This window comes from Phycobacter sedimenti, from assembly GCF_038148855.1.
In the GTDB taxonomy this organism is placed as follows: Bacteria; Pseudomonadota; Alphaproteobacteria; order Rhodobacterales; family Rhodobacteraceae; genus Phycobacter; species Phycobacter sedimenti.
In genome coordinates this window covers 115,973-135,055 of the sequence record NZ_JBBVGR010000002.1, presented here as the reverse complement: position 1 = coordinate 135,055, position 19,083 = coordinate 115,973, and the positions used below count along the sequence as shown (strand labels likewise).

Below are 19,083 nucleotides of genomic sequence, written 5' to 3'. Positions count from 1 at the left end.
CATTGCCTCCCAATATCTGTTCTCGCAGGGGTTTTCTCCCAAAGATCAAAATAGAACATTGACCTCCGTCAAGAAACTCGCAGGAAATGGCGAGGAGCGACGACGCCCTCCGTGCCTCTGGCTGCAGAGCCACAAACAGGGCCAGGTGCGGCGTCAAGCATCACTTGACGAAAGAACGGAGACCAGAATGCTCAAGTACATCCTGACCGGGATCGCATTGATGGGGCTTACCGCCTGCGAGACCGCAAAAGGCGCAGGCCGTGACATCAACAAGGCCGGCACGGCCATCGAGGACGTCGCCACGGACATCCAGAAAAAGCTCTAAGCCAACGGCTGTCAGGCCCGCTGATACAGCTTGCGGGCCACCAGCCAGGTCACCGGAAACGCGGCCAAAAACCCGATCGCGGCGGCAATCAGAATGGGCTGCAAGCGATCCTGCCCCATGGTCAGCGCGGCAATGACCGCGCTGCCCGCAAGGGTAGAGCCGATGAACAGATGCAGGATGAATGCGAGACGGAACATGTGGAGCCTCTTTGATTGCCTGATGTGAGTCGCGGCAATCATATTCCGCATGCGCGATATATCATTGATCTGGATCAGGCCCGCACCCCAAAACCACAACAGGTCTGATACATGCAAGACGCGCCCTGCCGCAACATTTCCGCGTTACAGGGTGCAGATTACGACCGTGCTGACGCCATCGCATTGGCCGTGAAACGGGCTTCCGCTCAAGGTGGAGGAAGGGGGCCAGAGGGCTCCGGGTTCTTTTGGGGGCCGCCCGGGTCTTTCTCGGCCCGCATAGTCAGCCTAGGGGCGCGCGCGCCCCTTGCGAGAGCCGTTCGGACGCACGGTCGCTTCGACGCGGATCGGTTCGAAGTGATGCGCAACAGGCGTGCCGCCGCGCGGCCCATCCTTCTTGTCGGCCAGGGACATCACCGCAAAGGCAAACTGAACCCCGGCAAAAACGATCCCGTTCATGAACCACAAGATGCCGACGGCCAGCAGCCCGACGTCAGAGGTGCTGATCAGCCCCCAGAGGTTCATCACGTTAAACCACAACAGCAATGCGACGAACACGGCCGCAATTGCAAAGCCCAAAGCCACATTGCGGATGTAGAGACGAATGAGTTCTGGCATCAGATTCCCTCCGTAAGGCGCATGGGGATGGTAGCACCAAAGCCAGAAGGGTCCAGCACATTATAATGAGAATACATGCAATCGGCGGAATTTGTCCCACCGTCACTGCGCAAAGAAAGGCGCGGTGAACCGCGCCTCTTGATCACTTGCAGCCCAAAGGCGTCAAAACGCGTCGGGGCGTGCCTCGCGGGCCATGTGATCCAGCACCGCGTTGACGAATTTCGCCTCCTTGCCCTCGGGAAAGAAGGCGCGGGCCACATCGACGTATTCGTTGATCACCACCTTGACCGGCGTGTCGGCCTGCACCAGTTCGGCGCCGGCTGCGCGGAACAGGGCGCGCAGGGTCGGGTCGATGCGGGCAATCGGCCATTTCGCCACCAGGGCGCGGTCGGTCATCTGGTCGATCTTCGCCTGATAGTTCACGGCATCCTCGACCAGCTTGCGAAACAGCTTGGGATCGCCCTCGGCAAATTCATCGCCCTCATAGACGGCACCGAACCGATGATCCTCGAATTCGACGATCACCTGGTCAAAGGTCTGCCCGCTGTGCTCCATCTGGAACAGCGCCTGCACCGCGTAAAGCCGCGCTGCCGATTTCATCTGGGTCTTGCCATTGCCCTTGCGGGCGCCGCCTGAGGTGCTCATGCCGTGGTGGGTCCGTTGTCTGTGATCGCCAGGTCTGTGCCAGCCAGCTGGATGGCGTCGGAAGGCGCCTTGAAGCCGACTCCCTTGGTCTGGCCGCCCCACTTACGCGTCAGCGCGATCAGATGCAAGGCCGCAGCCGCCGCACCACCGCCCTTGTTCTGATCCGCCGGATCCGCGCGCACCTCGGCCTGGGGACGGTTTTCCACCGTCAGGATACCATTGCCGATGCACAGGCCCTGAAGGCCCATCAGCTGGATCGCGCGGCTGCTGTCGTTGCAGACGGTGTCATAATGGGTGGTCTCGCCGCGGATCACGCAGCCGAGCGCCACGTAGCCGTCAAAGTTCGAGGTCCGATCCGCGATGGAGATCGCGGTGGGCACCTCCAGCGCGCCGGGCACCTCGACCAGATCCCAGGTGCCGCCCACCGCCTCGATCTCGGCCTTGGCGCCCGCGACCAGGTTGTCGGCGATGTCCTTGTAATAAGGCGCAACCACGATCAGCAGTTTGACCGGCTTGTCAAAGCTGGGACGCGGCAGGATGTAGTGGCTTTCATGACCGGCCATATCACTTTTCCTTCAGAATGGGACGGGTGCCGACGATCGACAGCCCATAGGCATCAAGACCCACATATTTGGTCGAGGGCGAATCCGTCAGCAGGATAAGATCTTTCAGGCCCAGGTTCGAAAGGATCTGCGCGCCGATCCCTGTCTGCTTGATCGTCACCGTGCGCGATCCGTCGTCCTCGTATGCATATAGCGCATTTCGCGGCTGGCGGAACAGCGTCACCACACCGCGCCCCTCGGCGGCGATGATCTCCATCGCGCGGGGCAGCTGGCGGGCTGATTTCGGGCCGAGGCCCAGAATATCCGTCGCCTCGTGCAGGGCATGGGTGCGGGCCAGAACCGGCTCGGGCGTGGTGATATCGCCCTTGATCATCACCACGTGCTCAACCCCGTGGGTCTGGTCGGTGAAAAGACGCATCTCCCAGTCGCCGCCGAACTCGGATGTCACCATCTCGCAGGAGGTTTCCGTCACCAGGTTATCATTCCGCGCCCGGTAAGCGATCAGATCGCTGATGGTGCCGATTTTCTGTCCGTGCTTGGCTGCGAACTCCACCAGATCCGGCAGGCGCGCCATGGTGCCGTCTTCCTTCATGATCTCGCAGATCACGCCCGAAGGATGCAGCCCCGCCAGGCGCGAGATATCGACTGCCGCCTCGGTATGACCCGCACGCACCAAGACGCCGCCACGTTTTGCGCGCAGCGGGAAGACATGGCCCGGCGTTGCGATGGCGGCCATGGTGTTCTGTTCGTTGATCGCGGTCGCCACGGTCAGCGCCCGGTCAGCGGCGGAGATGCCCGTGGAGACCCCTTCGCGCGCCTCGATCGAGACGGTAAAGGCGGTCTCGTGCCGCGAGGAGTTGTTCACCGCCATCATCGGCAGACCCAAGGCATCGATCCGCTCGGCGGTCATCGGCAGGCAGATCAGCCCGCGCCCGTGGGTTGCCATGAAGTTGATGGCCTCAGCATCGGCAAACTGGGCGGGGATGACCAGATCGCCCTCGTTCTCGCGGTCCTCATGGTCCACAAGGATGAACATGCGTCCCTGGCGCGCCTCTTCGATGATCTCTTCGATCGGGCTGATTGCGTCGCGCAGGCGGGCCTCGACCGGCCCCGGTGTTTCAAAGCTCATGTCATGGCCTTTCATGATCCGTGTCGCAGCCCCCCTAAAGGCGCTGCCGCGTTGCCAGCGGGATAGCGCAGCCGCGCCGCAAAGGCCAGCCCGCTTGGCTCTCTAGGAATCAGCGACGCCACGTTTGCAAATGCGCAGAAGGCCGCCACCACGCGGGCCCGGATGCTATCAGGCGGGCGGGATGACGCATATCGATCGGGTTGCAGGTGTTCTGTCTACCAGGTTACTCAGCCCGGTTTCTCCCAGCGGCGCAGCCCCTTCCGCCAGAGAACGGCGGATGCCTCGCTTCCCCCGAACCAACCTGACCCACCAAAGCAACGTGCCGCCCCCCTCTCCAGACGGGGCGGCCATGGGGTACCCGGATACCCGGCCAATGGCTCTTCAGCAGATCTCTGCTCCGTTCCGGGCTGGTCAGAAAGCTGTCCGGCAATGCAAAGGCAATTCCTGCATCACGCGGCACCGGCAGATACGCATCAAAAGGCCATGTGCCGCCCTGTTGCGGCGGTCGTGGCAACCGTCACTTTGCAGTCGTGACTGCGCTCTCTTCCGACGCCATGGTGATCGCGCCGCAAAAAGTCGAGATAGGCCGATATTGATCCGCCCTGAGAGACCGCTTTGCGTCAGTGGCTCCATTCAAAAGCCGACGCTTCTGCGTCAGCCTGTGTGGTGGCCGAAATACTCGGCAGCGGGCAGATAGGCGGCGGCGCGGGCGGCGGTGCTCCATTCGCTTTCAAGCGGCGCATCACCGATCACCACCACAGACGCTCCCGGCAGACCCTGACTGTGGATCAACGCCTGCACCTTGCTACGCATCTCGGACCAGCTCTCGTTGAACCTTGGCGCCGCGCCCGCCGCATCCAGCACAGGGTGCGCCGCCAGAACCGCCTCAGGGTTGTTCGGCCTGTGGACAAGCGCCAGCTTGCTGGAGTTCCTGACCGCGTCGAGGGCGCGCCGCTCGGCGTCAGGCATATGGGCGCCATAGGCGATGATGCGCAACGCGTTCGAGGAGAACAGCAGCCCGGCGATGTCCTGCCCCGAGGTCTGCCGCACACGGGCATAGGTCTTGTAGTCCATGCCCAGTTCCGCCGCCCGCCGGATCCGCATCTGCAGGACCAGCTTCGGGATGGTGTTGGGCATCAGTTTTTTCTGGGCCTTTTTCCAGGCATGGATGCGCCATGCGCGTCCTGCGTCCATGCTGGGTCCGTTGTTGTGTCCGATCCCGGCCAGCGCCGCGCCAGATGCCAGCCCGGGCATCACCCGGCCTCTGCCAGCCGCGCCACGTAGCGGGCCAGCGTGTCGATCTCGAGGTTGACCTGATCGCCCAGTTTCACATCTCCCCAGGTGGTCACCTCCTTGGTGTGGGGAATGAAGTTGATGCCGAACTCGCAGCCCTCAACGTCGTTGACCGTCAGCGAGGTCCCGTTCAAAGCAACCGACCCCTTTGGCGCGATGAAGCGCGCCAGATCTTTCGGCGCGCGCAGGGTGACGCGGGTGCTGTCGCCCTCGTCCCGGATCTCCACCACCTCGGCCACGCCATCCACATGGCCCGACACGATATGACCGCCCAGCTCATCGCCCACCTTCAGGGCGCGCTCCAGGTTGACCCGCTTCCCCACGTCCCAGGCGCCGATATTGGTCTTCGAAACCGTCTCGGCCGAGATCTGCACGTCGTACCAGTCCGGTCCAAGCTCGATCACAGTCAGGCACACACCGTCCGAGGCGATGGAGGCGCCAAGGTCGATCCCGGAGGTGTCATAGCCGGTCTTGATGCGTGCGCGCAGATCGCCCTGCTGTTCCAGCTCGGCGATGGTGCCGACATCGGTGATGATACCTGTAAACATGGTGGGGCGCTCCGTGCCTGTTCTTTCTCGATCCCAGAGGTAGCGCCTGCCCGAGGGGTTCACAAGCCTTCCCGCACGCCGCCGCATGCAAATCCCCCTCGCCCAAGGACAGTTGCCCATGGGCGAGGCAGGTCATAGTTTCGCCCCAGTCATTCGTTAACCATGTCGCGGTAACATCCCGGAAAACCAGAGTTGTCTGATGTCCAGAGCCGATCCTGATCCGCATCGCTGCTTCCTGTTTCTACAGGGACCGCACGGGCCGTTTTTCAACGGCCTTGGCGCGATGCTGCGGGCGGCGGGCTGCACGGTCTGGCGGGTTGGCTTCAACGCAGGCGACAGCGTTTTCTGGCGACACCGGGCCAGTTACATCCCCTATCGCGGCACGCCTGAAGATTGGCCGGACAGGCTTGCAGAGATCTGCAAGGACCGTGGCATTACGGATATCGTCCTTTATGGCGACACCCGCCCGATCCACGCCGAGGCGGTGCGGCAGGCCAAATCGCGCGGCCTGACGGTTCATGTCTTTGAAGAGGGCTACCTGCGCCCTTACTGGGTCACCTACGAACGGGAAGGATCCAATGGGAACTCCCGCCTGATGGAGATGTCCGTGGCCGATATGCAGCTGGCGCTGGAGCGCTCGGACATGGAGGCGCCCCTGCCCCCGTCCCATTGGGGCGACATGCGCCAGCACGTCTTTTACGGGGCGCTCTATCATTGGTTCGTGATGTTCTGGAACCGGGGCTACCGGAACTTTCGCCCGCACCGCGCCCTGCCGGTCGCACGGGAATTCCAGTTGTACCTCAAACGCCTTCTTCTGATGCCATTTCAGGCGCTTGAGCGACGTCTGGCCACCTGGCGGATCCGCAATGGCGGCTTTCCCTATCATCTGGCGCTTTTGCAGCTGGAGCACGACAGCTCGTTCCAGATGCACTCTCCCTTTGACAGCATGAGCGATTTTCTGGAGGAGGTGATCACCGGCTTTGCCGATGGCGCCCCCCGACATCATCATCTGGTGGTCAAGGCCCACCCGCTCGAGGATGGGCGGGTGCCGTTGCGCAGCGTGGTGCGCCGTCTGGCCCGCGAGCATGACATCGGCCACCGCATCCACTACGTGCGAGGGGGCAAGCTTGCGCAGCTTCTGAACGAGGCGCGCACGGCGATCACCGTGAACTCCACCGCCGGCCAGCAGGTCCTGTGGCGGGGCATCCCGCTCAAGGTCTTTGGCCGCGCGGTCTATGACAAATCCGAGTTCGTCTCCACTCAGAGCCTGCCGGAGTTTTTTGCCACTCCCGCCCGCCCAGACAACCGGGCCTACAAGGAGTATCGTCGCTATCTGCTCGAGACATCGCAACTGCCGGGCGGGTATTACTCCAAGAAAGGGCGCCGACAGCTGCTGCGGCAGGTGGTCGACATGATGCTGGCCCCGGACGATCCTTACGATGCGCTGAAACAGGGCACAGCGGCGCCGCGGCAACAGTTGCGGGCGGTGAGCTGACTCCAAAGCGTCGGGAGGCTGGATTTTCCAACGTCACTGCGCTAGGGTATCCCAAAAAATTGAGGCAAAACAATAATAGGTCGAGGAGACCGAGCAGTGTCACACGTCCCATTCCGCTGGGCGCGCCCCATCGCGATTCTGGCAGCTCTTTCGCTGGCGGCTTCCTGTGGTCTGCCGAAGGTCGGCCCGAACAAGCGTCAGATCTTCGCCGGCTCGGTACAGAAGCAGGGCGATGCCTTTGTCGTTTCTGTCAACGACCGGGTGGCCCGTGCAACGGCCGTGGTGCCTGCACTTGGCTTTTCCGATAGCTTCACATCCGCCGGACAGCTGACCTCTGACACCATCCGCCCCGGCGACGTGCTGGGCCTGACGATCTGGGAAAACGTCGACGATGGCCTTCTGGCCGCCGAGGCCACCAATGCGACCGCGCTGGAAGAAGTGCAGGTCGACAGCGCCGGATATATCTTCGTGCCCTATGCCGGCCGCGTGCGCGCTTCGGGCAATACCCCCGATCAGCTGCGCGAAATAATTACCAAGAGGCTAGAGGATCAGACGCCGGATCCGCAGGTGCAGGTGCGCCGCCTCGCCGGTGATGGCGCCACCGTCAGCCTGACGGGCGCGGTGACCGGCCAGGGCATCTACCCCATCGAACGTCCGACCCGAACCCTTGCCACCATGCTGGCGCAGGCGGGCGGCGTCACCATTCAGCCGGAGATCGCACAGGTCACCATCATTCGGGGTAGTACCCAGGGCAAGATCTGGTTCCAGGATCTCTACGATCACCCCGAACTCGATATCGCCCTGCGCGGCGGCGACAAGATCCTTGTCGAGGAGGACACGCGCTCCTACACCGCGCTTGGCGCCACCAGTGCGCAGGCCCGTGTGCCGTTCGAGAGCCAGGACCTGTCCGCGCTCGAGGCGATCGCCCAGGTCGGCGGCCTGATCTCCACCGCGTCGGATCCGACGGGCGTCTTCATCCTGCGCAACGAACCGGCCGAGATTGCCAATCAGGTTCTGGGACGCGACGATCTGATCGGGGCGCAGCGCATGGTCTACGTACTGAACCTCACGCAACCGAACGGCCTGTTCATCGCCCGCGACTTCGTGATCCGCGACGATGATACCCTTTACGTCACCGAGGCGCCCTACGCCCAGTGGACCAAGACCATCTCGCTGCTGGTCACACCGCTCGGCTCGGTGTCCAGTGCAGCCTCCATCCTTGAGTGATCTCAAACCGATGCACGACATGCCGCATGGCAATGGCAAAGCCGGGATCAACAGATCCCGGCTTTTCGTCTACAATGGCGGGTTCCTCACACAAAAGCGCCTGAGGCGCATTCTGACGCTGGCGGGATATGACATCCGCCTTGGTCTGCCCGGCGACGGTGATCTGGTCGGGATCTGGGGCAACTCTCCCACCGCCCACCGGGGCCGCGCCGTGGCGCGGGAACGGGGCGCCGATCTGCTGCGGGTGGAAGACGCCTTTCTGCGCTCAGTGCAGCCCGGCCGCGCCGGAGAGCCGCCCGTGGGCCTTCTGCTGGACCGCTCGGGCGTGCATTTCGACCCCTCCATCCCATCTGACCTGGAGCAGCTTCTGGCCACGCATCCCCTCGATGACAGCCAGATGATGCGCCGCGCCCGTGATGCCATCGGGCGGCTGATGGATGCGCACCTCAGCAAATACAACGCCTATGCGCCTGCGGCTCCGGTGCCGGATCCCGGCTATGTTCTGGTGGTGGATCAGGCGCGCGGGGATGCCTCGGTCACCGCATCAGGCGCGGATGCGGCGCGGTTCCGGGAGATGCTGGTCTTTGCGCAAGAGGAAAACCCCGGCGCGCGCATCGTGATCAAGACCCACCCCGAGACCCGCGCCGGGTTCAGGCACGGTTATTTCGGCCAGAAGGACGCCAATGACCGGACCAGCATTCTCAGCGATCCCGTCTCCCCCTGGCAGCTGCTGGAAGGGGCTGTCGGCGTTTACACCGTCTCATCGCAACTGGGGTTCGAAGCCATCCTCGCCGGGCACAAGCCCCGCGTCTTTGGCCAGCCTTTCTATGCCGGATGGGGCCTCACGCGGGACGAGTTCCCGCCCCCGCGCCGCCACCGGCGCCTGACACGGGCGCAGCTGTTCACCGGGGCGATGATCCTTTACCCCACCTGGTACGATCCGTTCCGCGACCGACTGTGTGACATCGAATGCGTCATCGACAATCTAGAGGCCCGCGTGCGCGCATGGCGGCAGGATCGGGTCGGCTGGGCCGCCTCGGGCATGCGTCTGTGGAAGCGAAAGCCTCTGCAGGGCTTCTTTGGCCGCGAGCGGAAAGTGCTGTTCACCGATGACCCCGAGAAGGCACGCAAGAGCGGGCGCAACTGGATGGTCTGGGCCTCGAAGGCCGACACATCCCACGCCGGGGCCTTTCGCCTTGAAGACGGGTTTCTGCGCTCACGCGGCCTTGGCGCCGAGCTGGTCCCGCCCATGTCGCTGGTGCTGGACCGGCAGGGCATCTACTACGATCCGCGCCACCCCTCGGATCTGGATGATCTGATTGCAAAGCGCGCGGATATGAGCGATGCCGAGACGCAGCGCGCCGAACGGCTGATCAAGTCCCTGACGCGCGACAGCATTTCAAAATACAATCTGCGCGGCGACCTGCCCGATCTGCCGCCCGGCCACCGGATTCTGGTGCCGGGACAGGTCGAGGACGACGCCTCCATTCTCGCTGGCGCAGGCAAGGTGCGCAGCAACCTCGATCTGCTGCGCCGCGTGCGCGCCGAAAACCCGGATGCGGTGATCATCTACAAGCCCCACCCGGACGTGGAGGCAGGCCTGCGCAAGGGAGAGGTGCCAGCCGAGATCATCCCCGAAGGTCTGGCCGATGTGGTGGCACGCAATGCCGATCCCATGGCGCTGTTGGATGAGGTGCAGGAGGTCTGGACGATGACCTCGCTCCTTGGGTTCGAGGCGCTCTTGCGCGGGGTGAAGGTCACCGTGCTCGGCACGCCCTTCTATGCGGGCTGGGGGCTGACGCGCGACATGATCTCGGCCCCGGCCTGGCGCAAGGCGCGCCCCGGTCTGGCCGGTCTCGCCCATGCGGTTCTGATCGACTATCCGCGCTACCTTGATCCGGTCACCGGTCAGCCCTGCCCGGTTGAGGTGGTTGTGGAACGTCTGGCAACTGGGCAGCAGGCGCGGGCGGGGCTGGCCAACCGGAGCCTGTCGAAACTGCAGGGGCTGTTTGCCAGCTACGCCCACCTGTGGCGCTAGGGCTGATGCCGCCTATGCCAGCGCGCGCCGCCAGCGGTGCAGGATATCGCGGCCAATCGGGCGCGCCTCGACCAGCTCAAACCTTGGCGCCTCATCCAGACGTCCCAGTCCCAGGGCCCCGATCGAGGGCAGCCCTTCGGCGCCAATGCCGATACCGGCGGTAAAGCCGATCAGCTCATCCACGAGATCAAAGGCCAACAGAGAGGCTGCAAGGGCGCTGCCCCCTTCGCAGAACACCCGCGTCAACCCGGCCTGACCCAACTGCTGCACAACATCCGCTGCCGACAGTTGCACCCCGTGGCTGGCGCAGGGGATCAGACGGGCGCCGAGTCCCTCCCAGGCGCGCAGACGCTCCACATCGGCGCCCTGCCCATGGCACAGCCAGACCGGCACCTCGTTTGCGGTGCGGGCGAGCTGGCTCATCAGCGGAAGGTCCAGATGCCGCGAAGCGATCACCCGCACCGGCTGCCGCTCAACCCCGAGATCACGGACCGTCAGCGACGGATCATCGGCACGTACCGTACCCGCCCCGACCATCACCGCATCATGGCTGGCCCGCATGGCATGCACCGCGCGGCGCGCCTCGGGGCCGGTGATCCACTTGCTCTGGCCCGATCCGGTCGCGATACGGCCGTCAAAACTGCCCGCCAGTTTCAGCGTCACCAAGGGGCGGCCCTGTTCGGTCTTGAGGAAAAACCCGGCATGGTCGCGCGCGGCCTCTTCGGCGAGGACACCGGTCGTGACCTCGATCCCCGCATAGCGCAGCATCTCGAACCCCTGCCCCGAGACCCTTGGGTCGCTATCTCCGATGGCGGCGACGACACGGGCCACACCCGCATCGATCAGGGCCTGCGCGCAAGGCGGCGTTTCCCCGTGGTGCGAACAGGGCTCGAGCGTCACATAGGCTGTGGCACCGTGCGCGGCCGCCCCCGCCTGCGCCAAAGCCTCAGTCTCTCCGTGTGGACGCCCGCCGGGCTGGGTCCAGCCGCGGCCCAGAATGCGCCCGTCCTTGACGATCACGCAGCCAACGGCCGGATTTGGCCAGCAGTTGCCCTGCCCGCGCCGCCCCAATGACAGGGCCAGCGCCATGAACCGGTCGTCCATGGCCTGATCGTAACGTTGCATCGGTCAGATCACTCTTCGGGCGGCGTATGAGGGCGCAGCTCGTGCACGAAATCCTCGAAATCGTCGGCCGCCTGGAAGTTCTTGTAGACACTGGCAAAGCGCACATAGGCCACTGTGTCGATCCGGGCCAAGGCCTCCATCACGATTTCGCCGATCATCTTGGACGGGATATCCGTCTCGCCCATGCTTTCAAGGCGCCGCACGATGCCGGAAATCATCTGATCGATCCGCTCGGGGTCGATCGGGCGTTTCTGCATCGAGATGCGGATCGAGCGTTCCAGCTTGTCGCGGTCAAAGTCCTCGCGGCGTCCGTTGGTCTTGACCACCACCAGATCGCGCAGCTGCACCCGCTCGTAGGTCGTGAAGCGCCCCCCGCAGGCCGGACAGAAACGGCGGCGGCGGATCGAAACGTGGTCCTCTGCGGGACGGGAGTCTTTGACCTGAGTATCGATATTTCCGCAAAACGGACAGCGCATCAGCTGGGCCCCTTGTTGATAAATGCCTGTAATCTGCGCGTCATCCGGCGCACTTATCCACAAGTATAGGGGAGCCTCTAGAGTTTGGGTAGAGGTGAAATCGCACCGCTAGATCAAGCGGTTCCCGCTAGATGTGCCGCGATTTTGCGGCGGTGCGGCGCATCGCGGTGTTCGAAAAGATAGACCCCCTGCCATGTGCCGAGGACCGGCAGCCCATCCCGGACCGGAATGGACAGGCTGACCGGCATCATGGCCGCCTTGATATGGGCGGGCATGTCATCTGGTCCCTCGTAGGTGTGGCGCAGGTAAGACATGGACGGATGGGTGCTGGGCGGCACCAGCCGGGCGAAAAAAGCCCTGAGGTCTTCCTGCACCTCGGGGTCGGCGTTTTCCTGTATCAGCAGGGAGCAGGAGGTGTGGCGCACAAAAAGGGTGAGCAGCCCCTCGCGCAGGTCCTGGCCCTGCACCCAGCGCCGCAGGTCACGGGTGAACTCATAGAGGCCCTGCCCGTCTGTTTCGATCTGGAATTCCGTCTGCATGGGGAAACAGATGCCTCAGCGCGGCCCATCCCGCAAGAAGATTGACCTAAGGCCGCAGATAGAACGGATCGTCAAAGTGATTGTAGCAGTAATTGCGCGCCATATTTGCGCTGATGTTTTCTCCGGGTCGTTTGATCGACAGGGAGTAGCTGCTGGATGTATCCGCCCCGGGCGGCGGTGTCAGGGCGAATTTCACTGATCTTTTCTTGGGTCGGTTGACCGACGGCCCAACCCCTTCCCAGATATAGATCCGCTGAGCGGCGCCCGTACGCAATTGCGTGATGGCGAAATCTCCGATGCCGCACCAGTAGTCCTGCGGAGAGCTGCCAACCCGGCTGACCACCTCCCAGACCCCTTCCTGAACCGGAAGCACCTCGTGACGGTTCCAGGCCCACCACGCCTCGGCCGTGATGGGCTGCAGGGCAAGGGCGGCGGCCAACAGGAGGCCTGCACGTTTCGTTCTTGTCATGTCCGACCTCCCAAGGGCTGGTTTCTTGCGGGCTCAGCTCACCCTGTGTCAGGGGCGAACTGCCCTTTGATTGCAGTGACCGCGGGCCATCTGGACGGACATGGAGTCCCCGGCTTTCAAACCCAGCTTGATCACGCCCCGCTCAGGCGGCAGATCCGGCGCTTTCTCGCGGGACAGGGTGAACTGCACAGCAGAGCGTTTTCCGGTCGTCTCGCTGATGCCACGTCCGCGGTAGACATAGATCGTGTCGCGCCACCCCGCGCCAAGGACCCGGCGGGCATATTCCGAAGCCCCACACCAGAAATCATCCAAGGTGCCGGAACTCCTGGGAACCACTTCGAACACCAGATCGTCGACCGCTTTGACCTGCACCCCATTGGGCAGGGTAAAGGCCTGTGCGGGCGCGGCAAGCTGCAGCATCATGGCGCAGCACATGGTCGGAAGGATACGTTTCATGGCAAATGCCCCCTGTTCTGCTGAACAGGATAGACCCTGCGCCCACAGAGGCAATGGCAGAACGCCTTCACAAAATCGTAGGTCAGCAAAGACCCGCCGTCAGAACGGTCGCCCCCGGCAGGGAGACGCCCGTATCAGGCAGGATCAGGCGGGGCGTTTGGGAAAGGGAATGATCTGAGCGCTTTGCTGTGCGCCAAGCGCCTGTTCCAGAATGGCGAGAACGTCGGGGTTCTGCGCATCACCGCCCGCAGGTCCGAACACCTTGCGCGCCTGCGCACGCAGCATGGCGCGGGCCTCTTCGGCGTCGATGGCATTGAGCTGCTCGCCCTGTTCTTTCAGCACCTCGACCATGAACTGGTTGGCCTCGGTCAGGTGGCTGAGATGCAGCAGCTTTTCTTCAAGAGCGGTGAGCGCGGAAGCGGTTCCCTGGGTCACAGACATCATATCCCCCGACATGCGATTTCTTAACAAATAGTTTACGCATACAGTCCCGAGGGGGCAAGATAGGGGCCGCGGCATGGTTAACAGATGGGCGTTCCAGTCGGCAAAAAGGGGATGCAGGCAACCTGTGTCTCGGTCTGCTTTCGAGGTCTGAGTATCAGGAGGGCTTGCGGTTTTGACACGAGGCGGAGCGCATCGTATCTGAGGCTATGAAGCAGATTGCCGGAATTCTCCTGTGTTTTTGTGGCTCTGCCGCAGCACTGGCTTTTTTCGCCTGGCCACAATCATCACAGATAAAACTCTACACGGCAGATGAGCTTTTGGGTGTTACCTGTGAGGAGCTTGGCGCACGGCACGAGGAGGTCATCTTTGCATACCATGATGCCGAGATTGCTTACTTTGATCGCGCAGGTGTGTTTCACGAAGACCTCGGCCTCCCAAAAGAAGATGACTTGCCATTCGTCGTTCTCATGAGACGGTTCATGGAAGACAATGCCATCAAGGAGGCCGACATCGCAGCGCCCCGGTCGCCATCCGCACCAGTCCAGCGATCGAGGTTCTACGCGGAAACATCGGCCATCTGTGCGGCAACCCCCTCCATGAGCGCGGTGCAGGCAATGCGGCAAGCGGCAAAACAGCTCAATCTGATTGACTAGGCCGTGTATCCACAGGAGCCAATCCAATCACGCTTTCAAGACATGGCGGGTGCGCCCCCCGGTGGCAGAAGGACTTGGCTTTGCCTCAAGTTTCGGGGGGCGGACGTGTTGGTTTGGGAGAGCTGTTTCGCCAGTCAGCGGCAGGTGTTCCATCCCGAAGGCCGCAACGGACAGCCGAAAACCCTCCGGCTCCCGAGGACATGCAAAGGGCGCTTTCTGTTCGGTGTCGCCCCGCAGGTACAGAAAGCCACTGCCAGTACTGGCAACGAAAAACCGCTATCCCAAGCTGGAACTACAATGAGAAAAGGCGCCCCTCGGGGCGCCTTTTGATCACTGGTCCAGGAAGCTGCGCAGCTTGCGGCTGCGGCTGGGGTGCTTGAGCTTTCGCAAAGCCTTGGCCTCGATCTGGCGGATCCGTTCGCGGGTCACCGAGAACTGCTGGCCGACCTCTTCCAGCGTGTGGTCGGTGTTCATGCCGATGCCGAACCGCATGCGCAACACCCGTTCCTCGCGCGGGGTGAGCGAGGCCAGCACCCGTGTCGTGGTTTCCTTGAGGTTTTCCTGAATGGCGCTGTCGAGCGGCAGCACGGCATTCTTGTCCTCGATGAAATCGCCCAGCTGGCTGTCTTCCTCGTCCCCGATGGGTGTTTCGAGCGAGATCGGCTCCTTGGCGATCTTCATCACCTTGCGGACCTTCTCCAGCGGCATCTGCAGCTTTTCGGCCAGCTCTTCCGGGGTCGGCTCGCGGCCGATTTCGTGCAGCATCTGACGGCCGGTGCGCACCAGCTTGTTGATCGTCTCGATCATGTGCACCGGGATACGGATGGTGCGCGCCTGATCCGCGATGGAGCGGGTGATGGCCTGACGGATCCACCAGGTCGCATAGGTCGAGAACTTGTAGCCGCGACGGTATTCGAACTTGTCCACCGCCTTCATGAGGCCGATGTTGCCTTCCTGAATGAGGTCCAGGAACTGCAGGCCGCGGTTGGTGTATTTCTTGGCAATCGAGATCACCAGACGCAGGTTGGCCTCGACCATTTCCTTCTTGGCCTGACGGGCTTCTTTCTCACCCTTTTGAACCTGCTGCACGATGCGACGGAATTCCGAGATGTCGAGACCGACATACTGCCCGACCTGTGCCATGTCGGCGCGCAGCTCTTCGACCTTGTCGGCGGAGCGTTCGATGAACATCTGCCAGCCACGGCCCGGCTTTTCGGCCATTTCCGACAGCCAGTTCGGGTCCAGCTCGCGGCCGCGGTACTCCTCGACGAACTCACGGCGATTGATGCGGGCCTGGTCCGCCAGTTTCACCATGGCGCTGTCGATCTGCATGACACGGCGGTTGATGCCATAAAGCTGGTCGATCAACGCCTCGATACGGTTGTTGTGCAGGTGCAGACCGTTCACCAGTTCGACGATCTCCGCCCGCAGCAACTGATAGGTGTTTTCGTCCTGCTCGCTGAAAGAGCCGTCTTCGTTCAGGGTGGCCGAAATCCGGCTGTCCTGCATCTCGCTCAGCTGGGCATAGTCCGATGAGATCCGGTCCAGCGTCGACAGAACGCGATCCTTGAGCGCGGCTTCCATCGCGGCCAGGGACATGTTGGCCTGTTCGTCCTCATCCTCGTCATCGTCGCTGGCAATCGGGTTGCCATCGGCATCCAGCTCGGGGCCTTTTTCTTCCTTGGCGGGTTTTGCCGCACCGGCAACCGCACCGGCATCCACAACCGGCTCGCTGACCTCGCCGTCCTCGTCCAGCTGGTTGCCGAAGGTGGCCTCCAGATCGATGACATCGCGCAACAGAATGTCTTCGGACAGAAGTTCGTCATGCCAGATGGTGATCGCCTGGAAGGTCAGCGGGCTTTCACACAGACCTGCGATCATCGTGTTGCGGCCGGCTTCGATCCGCTTGGCAATGGCGATCTCGCCCTCGCGGCTCAGGAGTTCGACCGAGCCCATCTCGCGCAGGTACATGCGCACCGGATCGTCGGTGCGGTCCAGCTTTTCGGCCGCCGCGCCCGCAACCGCGACCTCGCGGTTGGAGTCGGTTGTCACCAGGTCGGTCGAGCCCTTGTTCTGCTCTTCCTCCTCGGCCTCTTCGTCTTCGATGATGTTGATGCCCATTTCGGACAGCATCGACATCACGTCCTCGATCTGCTCCGAGCTGACCTGATCCGGCGGCAAAACCTGATTGAGCTGATCGTAGGTGATGTAGCCCTTCTCACGGGCCTCCGCGATCATCTTCTTGACCTGGGCCTGGCTCATGTCCAGCGAGATTTCGGCTTCCTGGTCGTCAGGTTTGCGCTCGTCAGTATCTTTGGCGGCCATTCATTGCTCCTCTAAGAGGCTGGGGCGATTCGGATAGCGCGAATCATTATCCGGAACCGATGATTCGTCACCCCGTGTTACCCAATTTTCTTTCGCTCTTCCTTAGGAAAACACCGTTTATTCCCAGGTGTGTCACTTGTTGGAAAAGCCGATTCGGTCCAGAAGGGCACCAAAGGCGTCACGTTCCTCGCGATCCAGCCGTGCGCCGTTTTCGCCCACGTCATACTGTGCCCTGTCTTCGTTTTCACTTCGCACGGCCCTGTTGCGGGCTTCGGCGGCTTGTTTCAAACGCCATGTCAGCGCCTCGTCAGCCAGGCCAGACAGATCCTCCTCTGCCTCGGCCAGCTCTGCATCCAGTCCCCTCAGCGCTTCGAGCTTTGCAAATTCTTCGGCCAGCGTCAGACGCGCGGCCTCCTCATCGCCGGGTTTGCGCAGACAGGGGACAATTGCCACATGGCGCAGGGCAAAGAGGTTTTCAAGGGCATGGGGCCCAAGAGCGTACTCAATTTCCTCTTTCAGTCGCTGTGGGGCAGAAATGCCATGCATCAGCGCCATGTCCCGCAGGCCCATGAGATCCGGGTCCGGGCAGAGCATACGTTCCAGGTTGGTCTCAAACTCAGGAATGACCGAGGGCGTGGTGATCACCACCGCAAGGATCACCGCCTCGCGGGCGCGGGCCAGAGCGGCCTCGTCGGCTGCGGCCAGGAGGGAGCTGCGGGTTGTGGCCAGCGGCACAGGGGCGCTCCCCTGCCCTCGCCAGGGCGCGCGCGCACCATCGCGAAAACCGCCGCCCGCACCGCCGCGGCGCGCCGTAAAGCCGCCCTCGCGGGCGGGACGGTTGCCGCGAAACAGCTGCCAGCGCAGTTCCTTGATGTCCTCTCCATAGTGCTTGCGGATCGACGGATCCCGGATCAGGCGGATCTTCTCGCGCAGGGCCTTGTCCAGCGCCGCCTTGCGTTCGGGGCTGTCAAATACGCGGCCTTCGGTTTCGCGCTGCCACAGGAGTTTCACCATGGGCATGGCCTGATCCAGAACCGCCTGCACGGCGGCGGGGCCTTCACTGCGGATCATGTCATCGGGGTCTTTCCCCTCGGGCATGATGGCAAAGCGCAGGGATTTCCCGGCCTCAAGGCGCGGCAGGGCCAGATCGATCAGCCGCATTGCGGCGCGGATCCCGGCGGTGTCACCATCCAGCGCGATGATCGGCTCATCCGACATCCGCCAGAGCATCATCAGCTGGTTTTCCGTGATCGCGGTCCCCAGCGGCGCGACGCAGGAGGCAAAGCCCCCTTCGGAAAGGGCAATCACATCCATATAGCCCTCGGCCACGATCAGCGGCGTGCCCCGCCCGGCGGCGGCGCGGGCCGGTCCGTGGTTGTAAAGGCTGCGCCCCTTGTCAAAGAGTTCGGTCTCGGGTGAGTTCAGATATTTTGCATTGTCATTCGGATCCATCGCCCGCCCACCAAAGGCGATCGCCCGCCCCCGCGCATCGCGGATCGGGAACATGATACGGTTGCGGAAGGTATCATAGGGCTTGCCCCCCTTGCTGGAGGGCTTGGCCAGCCCCGCGCCCATGATCAGATCCTCGGGAACGCTTTTGCCGCGCAAGTGATCCCAAAGCCCCTGCCAGGCATCCGGGGCAAAGCCGATCTCCCAGCGCTGCAATGCTTCGCCCGTCAGGCCGCGTTTCGCCAGATAGGCGCGCGCAGCGCTGCCGCCTTGCGTATTGAGCTGCAGCCGGAAGAACTGCACCGCCTGCTCCATCACATCCGCAAGCTGGCCGCGGCGGTCCTGTTTCTCCTGCGCCTTGGGGTCACGTTTCGGCATCTCCATGCCCGCCTCCCCGGCAAGGATCTCGACTGCCTCCATGAAGCCGACGTTCTCGGTCTCCTGGACGAACTTCAGCGCATCCCCTTTGGCCTGGCAGCCAAAGCAGTAATAGAACCCCTTGCGGTCATCGACGTGGAAACTGGCAGATTTTTCATGGTGAAAGGGGCATGGCGCCCACATGTCGCCCTTGCCCTGATTGGATTTGCGCTGATCCCACATGACCTTGCGCCCGACAACATCCGTCAGGCTGATGCGGGTGCGCAGTTCGTCAAGGAAACCCGGCGGCAGGGACATATCAGTTCGATTTCAGTTGCTTGGTCATGGCCTGGATCTGATCCCAGTTCTCAAGGCACTGCTGCTCCAGGATTGCACCAAGATCCGCGTTGCGCAGATCGCGCCGTTTCATCGCGTAGACATGCGCGGTCAGCTGCGGGATCGCCTTGGAATACTGTTCGGGCCATTCGGGGTCGGAGGCCAGAATCACCTCTTCGACCTTTTCCTGTTTCACGCGATCCATCCGCGCGGCCTGCACGGCGGCCATGACCTGCCCCTGGTATTTGCAGCTTTCTTCCTTCTTTTCAGCAGCCTGGACAGGCGCGACAAGGACAACAGCCAAGAGGGCTGCCACTGGTGAAATCGCAGGGGCAATGCGGATCATCGATACGCTCCATGAATCAGTCGGTGATCCAGA

21 protein-coding genes are annotated in these 19,083 nt (G+C 62.7%); 5 read left to right on the top strand and 16 right to left on the bottom strand.

The annotated features are described in order from the left end of the window. The first annotated feature begins 187 nt into the window (after window positions 1-187). Entirely contained in the window at window positions 188-325 is a 138-nt protein-coding gene (locus AADA15_RS03690; protein ID WP_341640197.1) for an entericidin A/B family lipoprotein, read from the top strand. An 11-nt stretch (window positions 326-336) separates the two neighbouring features. On the opposite strand, the gene AADA15_RS03685 is transcribed toward AADA15_RS03690, so the two are convergent. The 7 genes from AADA15_RS03685 to AADA15_RS03655 form a co-directional block, all read right to left on the bottom strand. Continuing rightward, window positions 337-522 carry a CTP synthetase gene (locus AADA15_RS03685; RefSeq protein ID WP_341640196.1) on the bottom strand — a complete coding sequence of 62 codons (186 nt, stop codon included), beginning with the start codon at window positions 520-522 and terminating at the stop codon, window positions 337-339. 285 nt (window positions 523-807) lie between these two features. Next, complete coding sequence (locus AADA15_RS03680) at window positions 808-1,137, bottom strand: hypothetical protein (RefSeq protein WP_341640195.1); 330 nt, start codon at window positions 1,135-1,137, stop codon at window positions 808-810. A 162-nt stretch (window positions 1,138-1,299) separates the two neighbouring features. After that, window positions 1,300-1,782, bottom strand: coding sequence for a transcription antitermination factor NusB (gene nusB / locus AADA15_RS03675; protein WP_341640194.1), 483 nt, complete (start codon window positions 1,780-1,782; stop codon window positions 1,300-1,302). Continuing rightward, on the bottom strand, window positions 1,779-2,345 hold the full coding sequence (locus AADA15_RS03670) for a 6,7-dimethyl-8-ribityllumazine synthase (protein ID WP_341640193.1): 567 nt from the start codon (window positions 2,343-2,345) through the stop codon (window positions 1,779-1,781). Before AADA15_RS03670 ends, nusB begins: the two co-directional genes overlap by 4 nt. A 1-nt stretch (window position 2,346) precedes the next feature. Next, window positions 2,347-3,474, bottom strand: coding sequence for a 3,4-dihydroxy-2-butanone-4-phosphate synthase (gene ribB, locus AADA15_RS03665; protein ID WP_341640192.1), 1,128 nt, complete (start codon window positions 3,472-3,474; stop codon window positions 2,347-2,349). A gap of 654 nt (window positions 3,475-4,128) precedes the next feature. Then, window positions 4,129-4,728: a hypothetical protein gene (locus AADA15_RS03660; protein WP_341640191.1), complete on the bottom strand. Its 600-nt coding sequence runs from the start codon at window positions 4,726-4,728 to the stop codon at window positions 4,129-4,131. Further along, complete coding sequence (locus tag AADA15_RS03655; protein ID WP_341640190.1) at window positions 4,728-5,315, bottom strand: riboflavin synthase; 588 nt, start codon at window positions 5,313-5,315, stop codon at window positions 4,728-4,730. The genes AADA15_RS03660 and AADA15_RS03655 overlap by 1 nt, the downstream gene beginning before the upstream one ends. A 199-nt stretch (window positions 5,316-5,514) precedes the next feature. Between AADA15_RS03655 and AADA15_RS03650 the strand changes: the two genes are divergently transcribed. The 3 genes from AADA15_RS03650 to AADA15_RS03640 all read left to right on the top strand — a co-directional run bounded on the left by AADA15_RS03650 (window position 5,515) and on the right by AADA15_RS03640 (window position 10,075). Continuing rightward, a complete protein-coding gene (locus AADA15_RS03650) occupies window positions 5,515-6,810 on the top strand; it encodes a capsule polysaccharide biogenesis protein (RefSeq protein ID WP_341640189.1) in 1,296 nt (431 codons plus the stop codon). Window positions 6,811-6,906: 96 nt separating this feature from the next. After that, a complete protein-coding gene (locus tag AADA15_RS03645; protein ID WP_341640188.1) occupies window positions 6,907-8,037 on the top strand; it encodes a polysaccharide biosynthesis/export family protein in 1,131 nt (376 codons plus the stop codon). A 19-nt stretch (window positions 8,038-8,056) separates the two neighbouring features. Then, complete coding sequence (locus tag AADA15_RS03640; protein WP_437343171.1) at window positions 8,057-10,075, top strand: capsule polysaccharide biogenesis protein; 2,019 nt, start codon at window positions 8,057-8,059, stop codon at window positions 10,073-10,075. A 12-nt stretch (window positions 10,076-10,087) separates the two neighbouring features. On the opposite strand, the gene ribD is transcribed toward AADA15_RS03640, so the two are convergent. The 6 genes from ribD to AADA15_RS03610 all read right to left on the bottom strand — a co-directional run bounded on the left by ribD (window position 10,088) and on the right by AADA15_RS03610 (window position 13,581). Beyond that, a complete protein-coding gene (ribD, locus tag AADA15_RS03635) occupies window positions 10,088-11,164 on the bottom strand; it encodes a bifunctional diaminohydroxyphosphoribosylaminopyrimidine deaminase/5-amino-6-(5-phosphoribosylamino)uracil reductase RibD (RefSeq protein WP_341640570.1) in 1,077 nt (358 codons plus the stop codon). A 44-nt stretch (window positions 11,165-11,208) separates the two neighbouring features. Next, entirely contained in the window at window positions 11,209-11,676 is a 468-nt protein-coding gene (gene nrdR, locus AADA15_RS03630) for a transcriptional regulator NrdR (RefSeq protein WP_341640187.1), read from the bottom strand. A gap of 113 nt (window positions 11,677-11,789) precedes the next feature. After that, complete coding sequence (locus AADA15_RS03625) at window positions 11,790-12,215, bottom strand: secondary thiamine-phosphate synthase enzyme YjbQ (RefSeq protein ID WP_341640186.1); 426 nt, start codon at window positions 12,213-12,215, stop codon at window positions 11,790-11,792. 46 nt (window positions 12,216-12,261) lie between these two features. Next, window positions 12,262-12,684, bottom strand: a complete 423-nt coding sequence (locus tag AADA15_RS03620) for a hypothetical protein (protein WP_341640185.1) — start codon at window positions 12,682-12,684, stop codon at window positions 12,262-12,264. A 48-nt stretch (window positions 12,685-12,732) separates the two neighbouring features. Then, window positions 12,733-13,140, bottom strand: coding sequence for a hypothetical protein (locus AADA15_RS03615; RefSeq protein WP_341640184.1), 408 nt, complete (start codon window positions 13,138-13,140; stop codon window positions 12,733-12,735). A gap of 144 nt (window positions 13,141-13,284) precedes the next feature. After that, window positions 13,285-13,581, bottom strand: coding sequence for a hypothetical protein (locus AADA15_RS03610; protein ID WP_341640183.1), 297 nt, complete (start codon window positions 13,579-13,581; stop codon window positions 13,285-13,287). 209 nt (window positions 13,582-13,790) lie between these two features. On the opposite strand from AADA15_RS03610, the gene AADA15_RS03605 reads away from it, so the two are divergent. Further along, window positions 13,791-14,237 (top strand): hypothetical protein, encoded by a 447-nt coding sequence (locus AADA15_RS03605; RefSeq protein WP_341640182.1) that lies wholly within the window; start codon window positions 13,791-13,793, stop codon window positions 14,235-14,237. 330 nt (window positions 14,238-14,567) lie between these two features. Here the strand turns inward: AADA15_RS03605 and rpoD are convergent, their stop codons facing one another. From rpoD to AADA15_RS03590, 3 genes are all read right to left on the bottom strand, one after another. Further along, window positions 14,568-16,562, bottom strand: coding sequence for an RNA polymerase sigma factor RpoD (rpoD, locus tag AADA15_RS03600; RefSeq protein WP_341640181.1), 1,995 nt, complete (start codon window positions 16,560-16,562; stop codon window positions 14,568-14,570). A 132-nt stretch (window positions 16,563-16,694) separates the two neighbouring features. Next, window positions 16,695-18,686 carry a DNA primase gene (dnaG, locus tag AADA15_RS03595; protein ID WP_341640180.1) on the bottom strand — a complete coding sequence of 664 codons (1,992 nt, stop codon included), beginning with the start codon at window positions 18,684-18,686 and terminating at the stop codon, window positions 16,695-16,697. A 1-nt stretch (window position 18,687) separates the two neighbouring features. Beyond that, the gene (locus AADA15_RS03590; protein ID WP_341640179.1) at window positions 18,688-19,050 is read right to left on the bottom strand and encodes a hypothetical protein; all 363 of its coding nucleotides are present in this window, start codon (window positions 19,048-19,050) and stop codon (window positions 18,688-18,690) included. Between the last annotated feature and the right edge of the window lie 33 nt (window positions 19,051-19,083).

Excerpts from the sequence above, each read along its gene's own strand:
- AADA15_RS03655 (WP_341640190.1), bottom strand. The coding sequence starts at position 5,315 with ATGTTTACAGGTATCATCACCGATGTCGGCACCATCGCCGAGCTGGAA.
- AADA15_RS03620 (WP_341640185.1), bottom strand. The coding sequence starts at position 12,684 with ATGACAAGAACGAAACGTGCAGGCCTCCTGTTGGCCGCCGCCCTTGCC.
- dnaG (WP_341640180.1), bottom strand. The coding sequence starts at position 18,686 with ATGTCCCTGCCGCCGGGTTTCCTTGACGAACTGCGCACCCGCATCAGC.
- AADA15_RS03690 (WP_341640197.1), top strand. The coding sequence starts at position 188 with ATGCTCAAGTACATCCTGACCGGGATCGCATTGATGGGGCTTACCGCC.
- AADA15_RS03625 (WP_341640186.1), bottom strand. The coding sequence starts at position 12,215 with ATGCAGACGGAATTCCAGATCGAAACAGACGGGCAGGGCCTCTATGAG.
- rpoD (WP_341640181.1), bottom strand. The coding sequence starts at position 16,562 with ATGGCCGCCAAAGATACTGACGAGCGCAAACCTGACGACCAGGAAGCC.
- AADA15_RS03640 (WP_437343171.1), top strand. The coding sequence starts at position 8,057 with ATGCCGCATGGCAATGGCAAAGCCGGGATCAACAGATCCCGGCTTTTC.
- AADA15_RS03610 (WP_341640183.1), bottom strand. The coding sequence starts at position 13,581 with ATGTCTGTGACCCAGGGAACCGCTTCCGCGCTCACCGCTCTTGAAGAA.
- AADA15_RS03685 (WP_341640196.1), bottom strand. The coding sequence starts at position 522 with ATGTTCCGTCTCGCATTCATCCTGCATCTGTTCATCGGCTCTACCCTT.
- nrdR (WP_341640187.1), bottom strand. The coding sequence starts at position 11,676 with ATGCGCTGTCCGTTTTGCGGAAATATCGATACTCAGGTCAAAGACTCC.
- AADA15_RS03615 (WP_341640184.1), bottom strand. The coding sequence starts at position 13,140 with ATGAAACGTATCCTTCCGACCATGTGCTGCGCCATGATGCTGCAGCTT.
- AADA15_RS03660 (WP_341640191.1), bottom strand. The coding sequence starts at position 4,728 with ATGCCCGGGCTGGCATCTGGCGCGGCGCTGGCCGGGATCGGACACAAC.
- ribB (WP_341640192.1), bottom strand. The coding sequence starts at position 3,474 with ATGAGCTTTGAAACACCGGGGCCGGTCGAGGCCCGCCTGCGCGACGCA.
- nusB (WP_341640194.1), bottom strand. The coding sequence starts at position 1,782 with ATGAGCACCTCAGGCGGCGCCCGCAAGGGCAATGGCAAGACCCAGATG.
- AADA15_RS03670 (WP_341640193.1), bottom strand. The coding sequence starts at position 2,345 with ATGGCCGGTCATGAAAGCCACTACATCCTGCCGCGTCCCAGCTTTGAC.
- AADA15_RS03590 (WP_341640179.1), bottom strand. The coding sequence starts at position 19,050 with ATGATCCGCATTGCCCCTGCGATTTCACCAGTGGCAGCCCTCTTGGCT.
- AADA15_RS03650 (WP_341640189.1), top strand. The coding sequence starts at position 5,515 with ATGTCCAGAGCCGATCCTGATCCGCATCGCTGCTTCCTGTTTCTACAG.
- AADA15_RS03605 (WP_341640182.1), top strand. The coding sequence starts at position 13,791 with ATGAAGCAGATTGCCGGAATTCTCCTGTGTTTTTGTGGCTCTGCCGCA.
- ribD (WP_341640570.1), bottom strand. The coding sequence starts at position 11,164 with ATGGCGCTGGCCCTGTCATTGGGGCGGCGCGGGCAGGGCAACTGCTGG.
- AADA15_RS03680 (WP_341640195.1), bottom strand. The coding sequence starts at position 1,137 with ATGCCAGAACTCATTCGTCTCTACATCCGCAATGTGGCTTTGGGCTTT.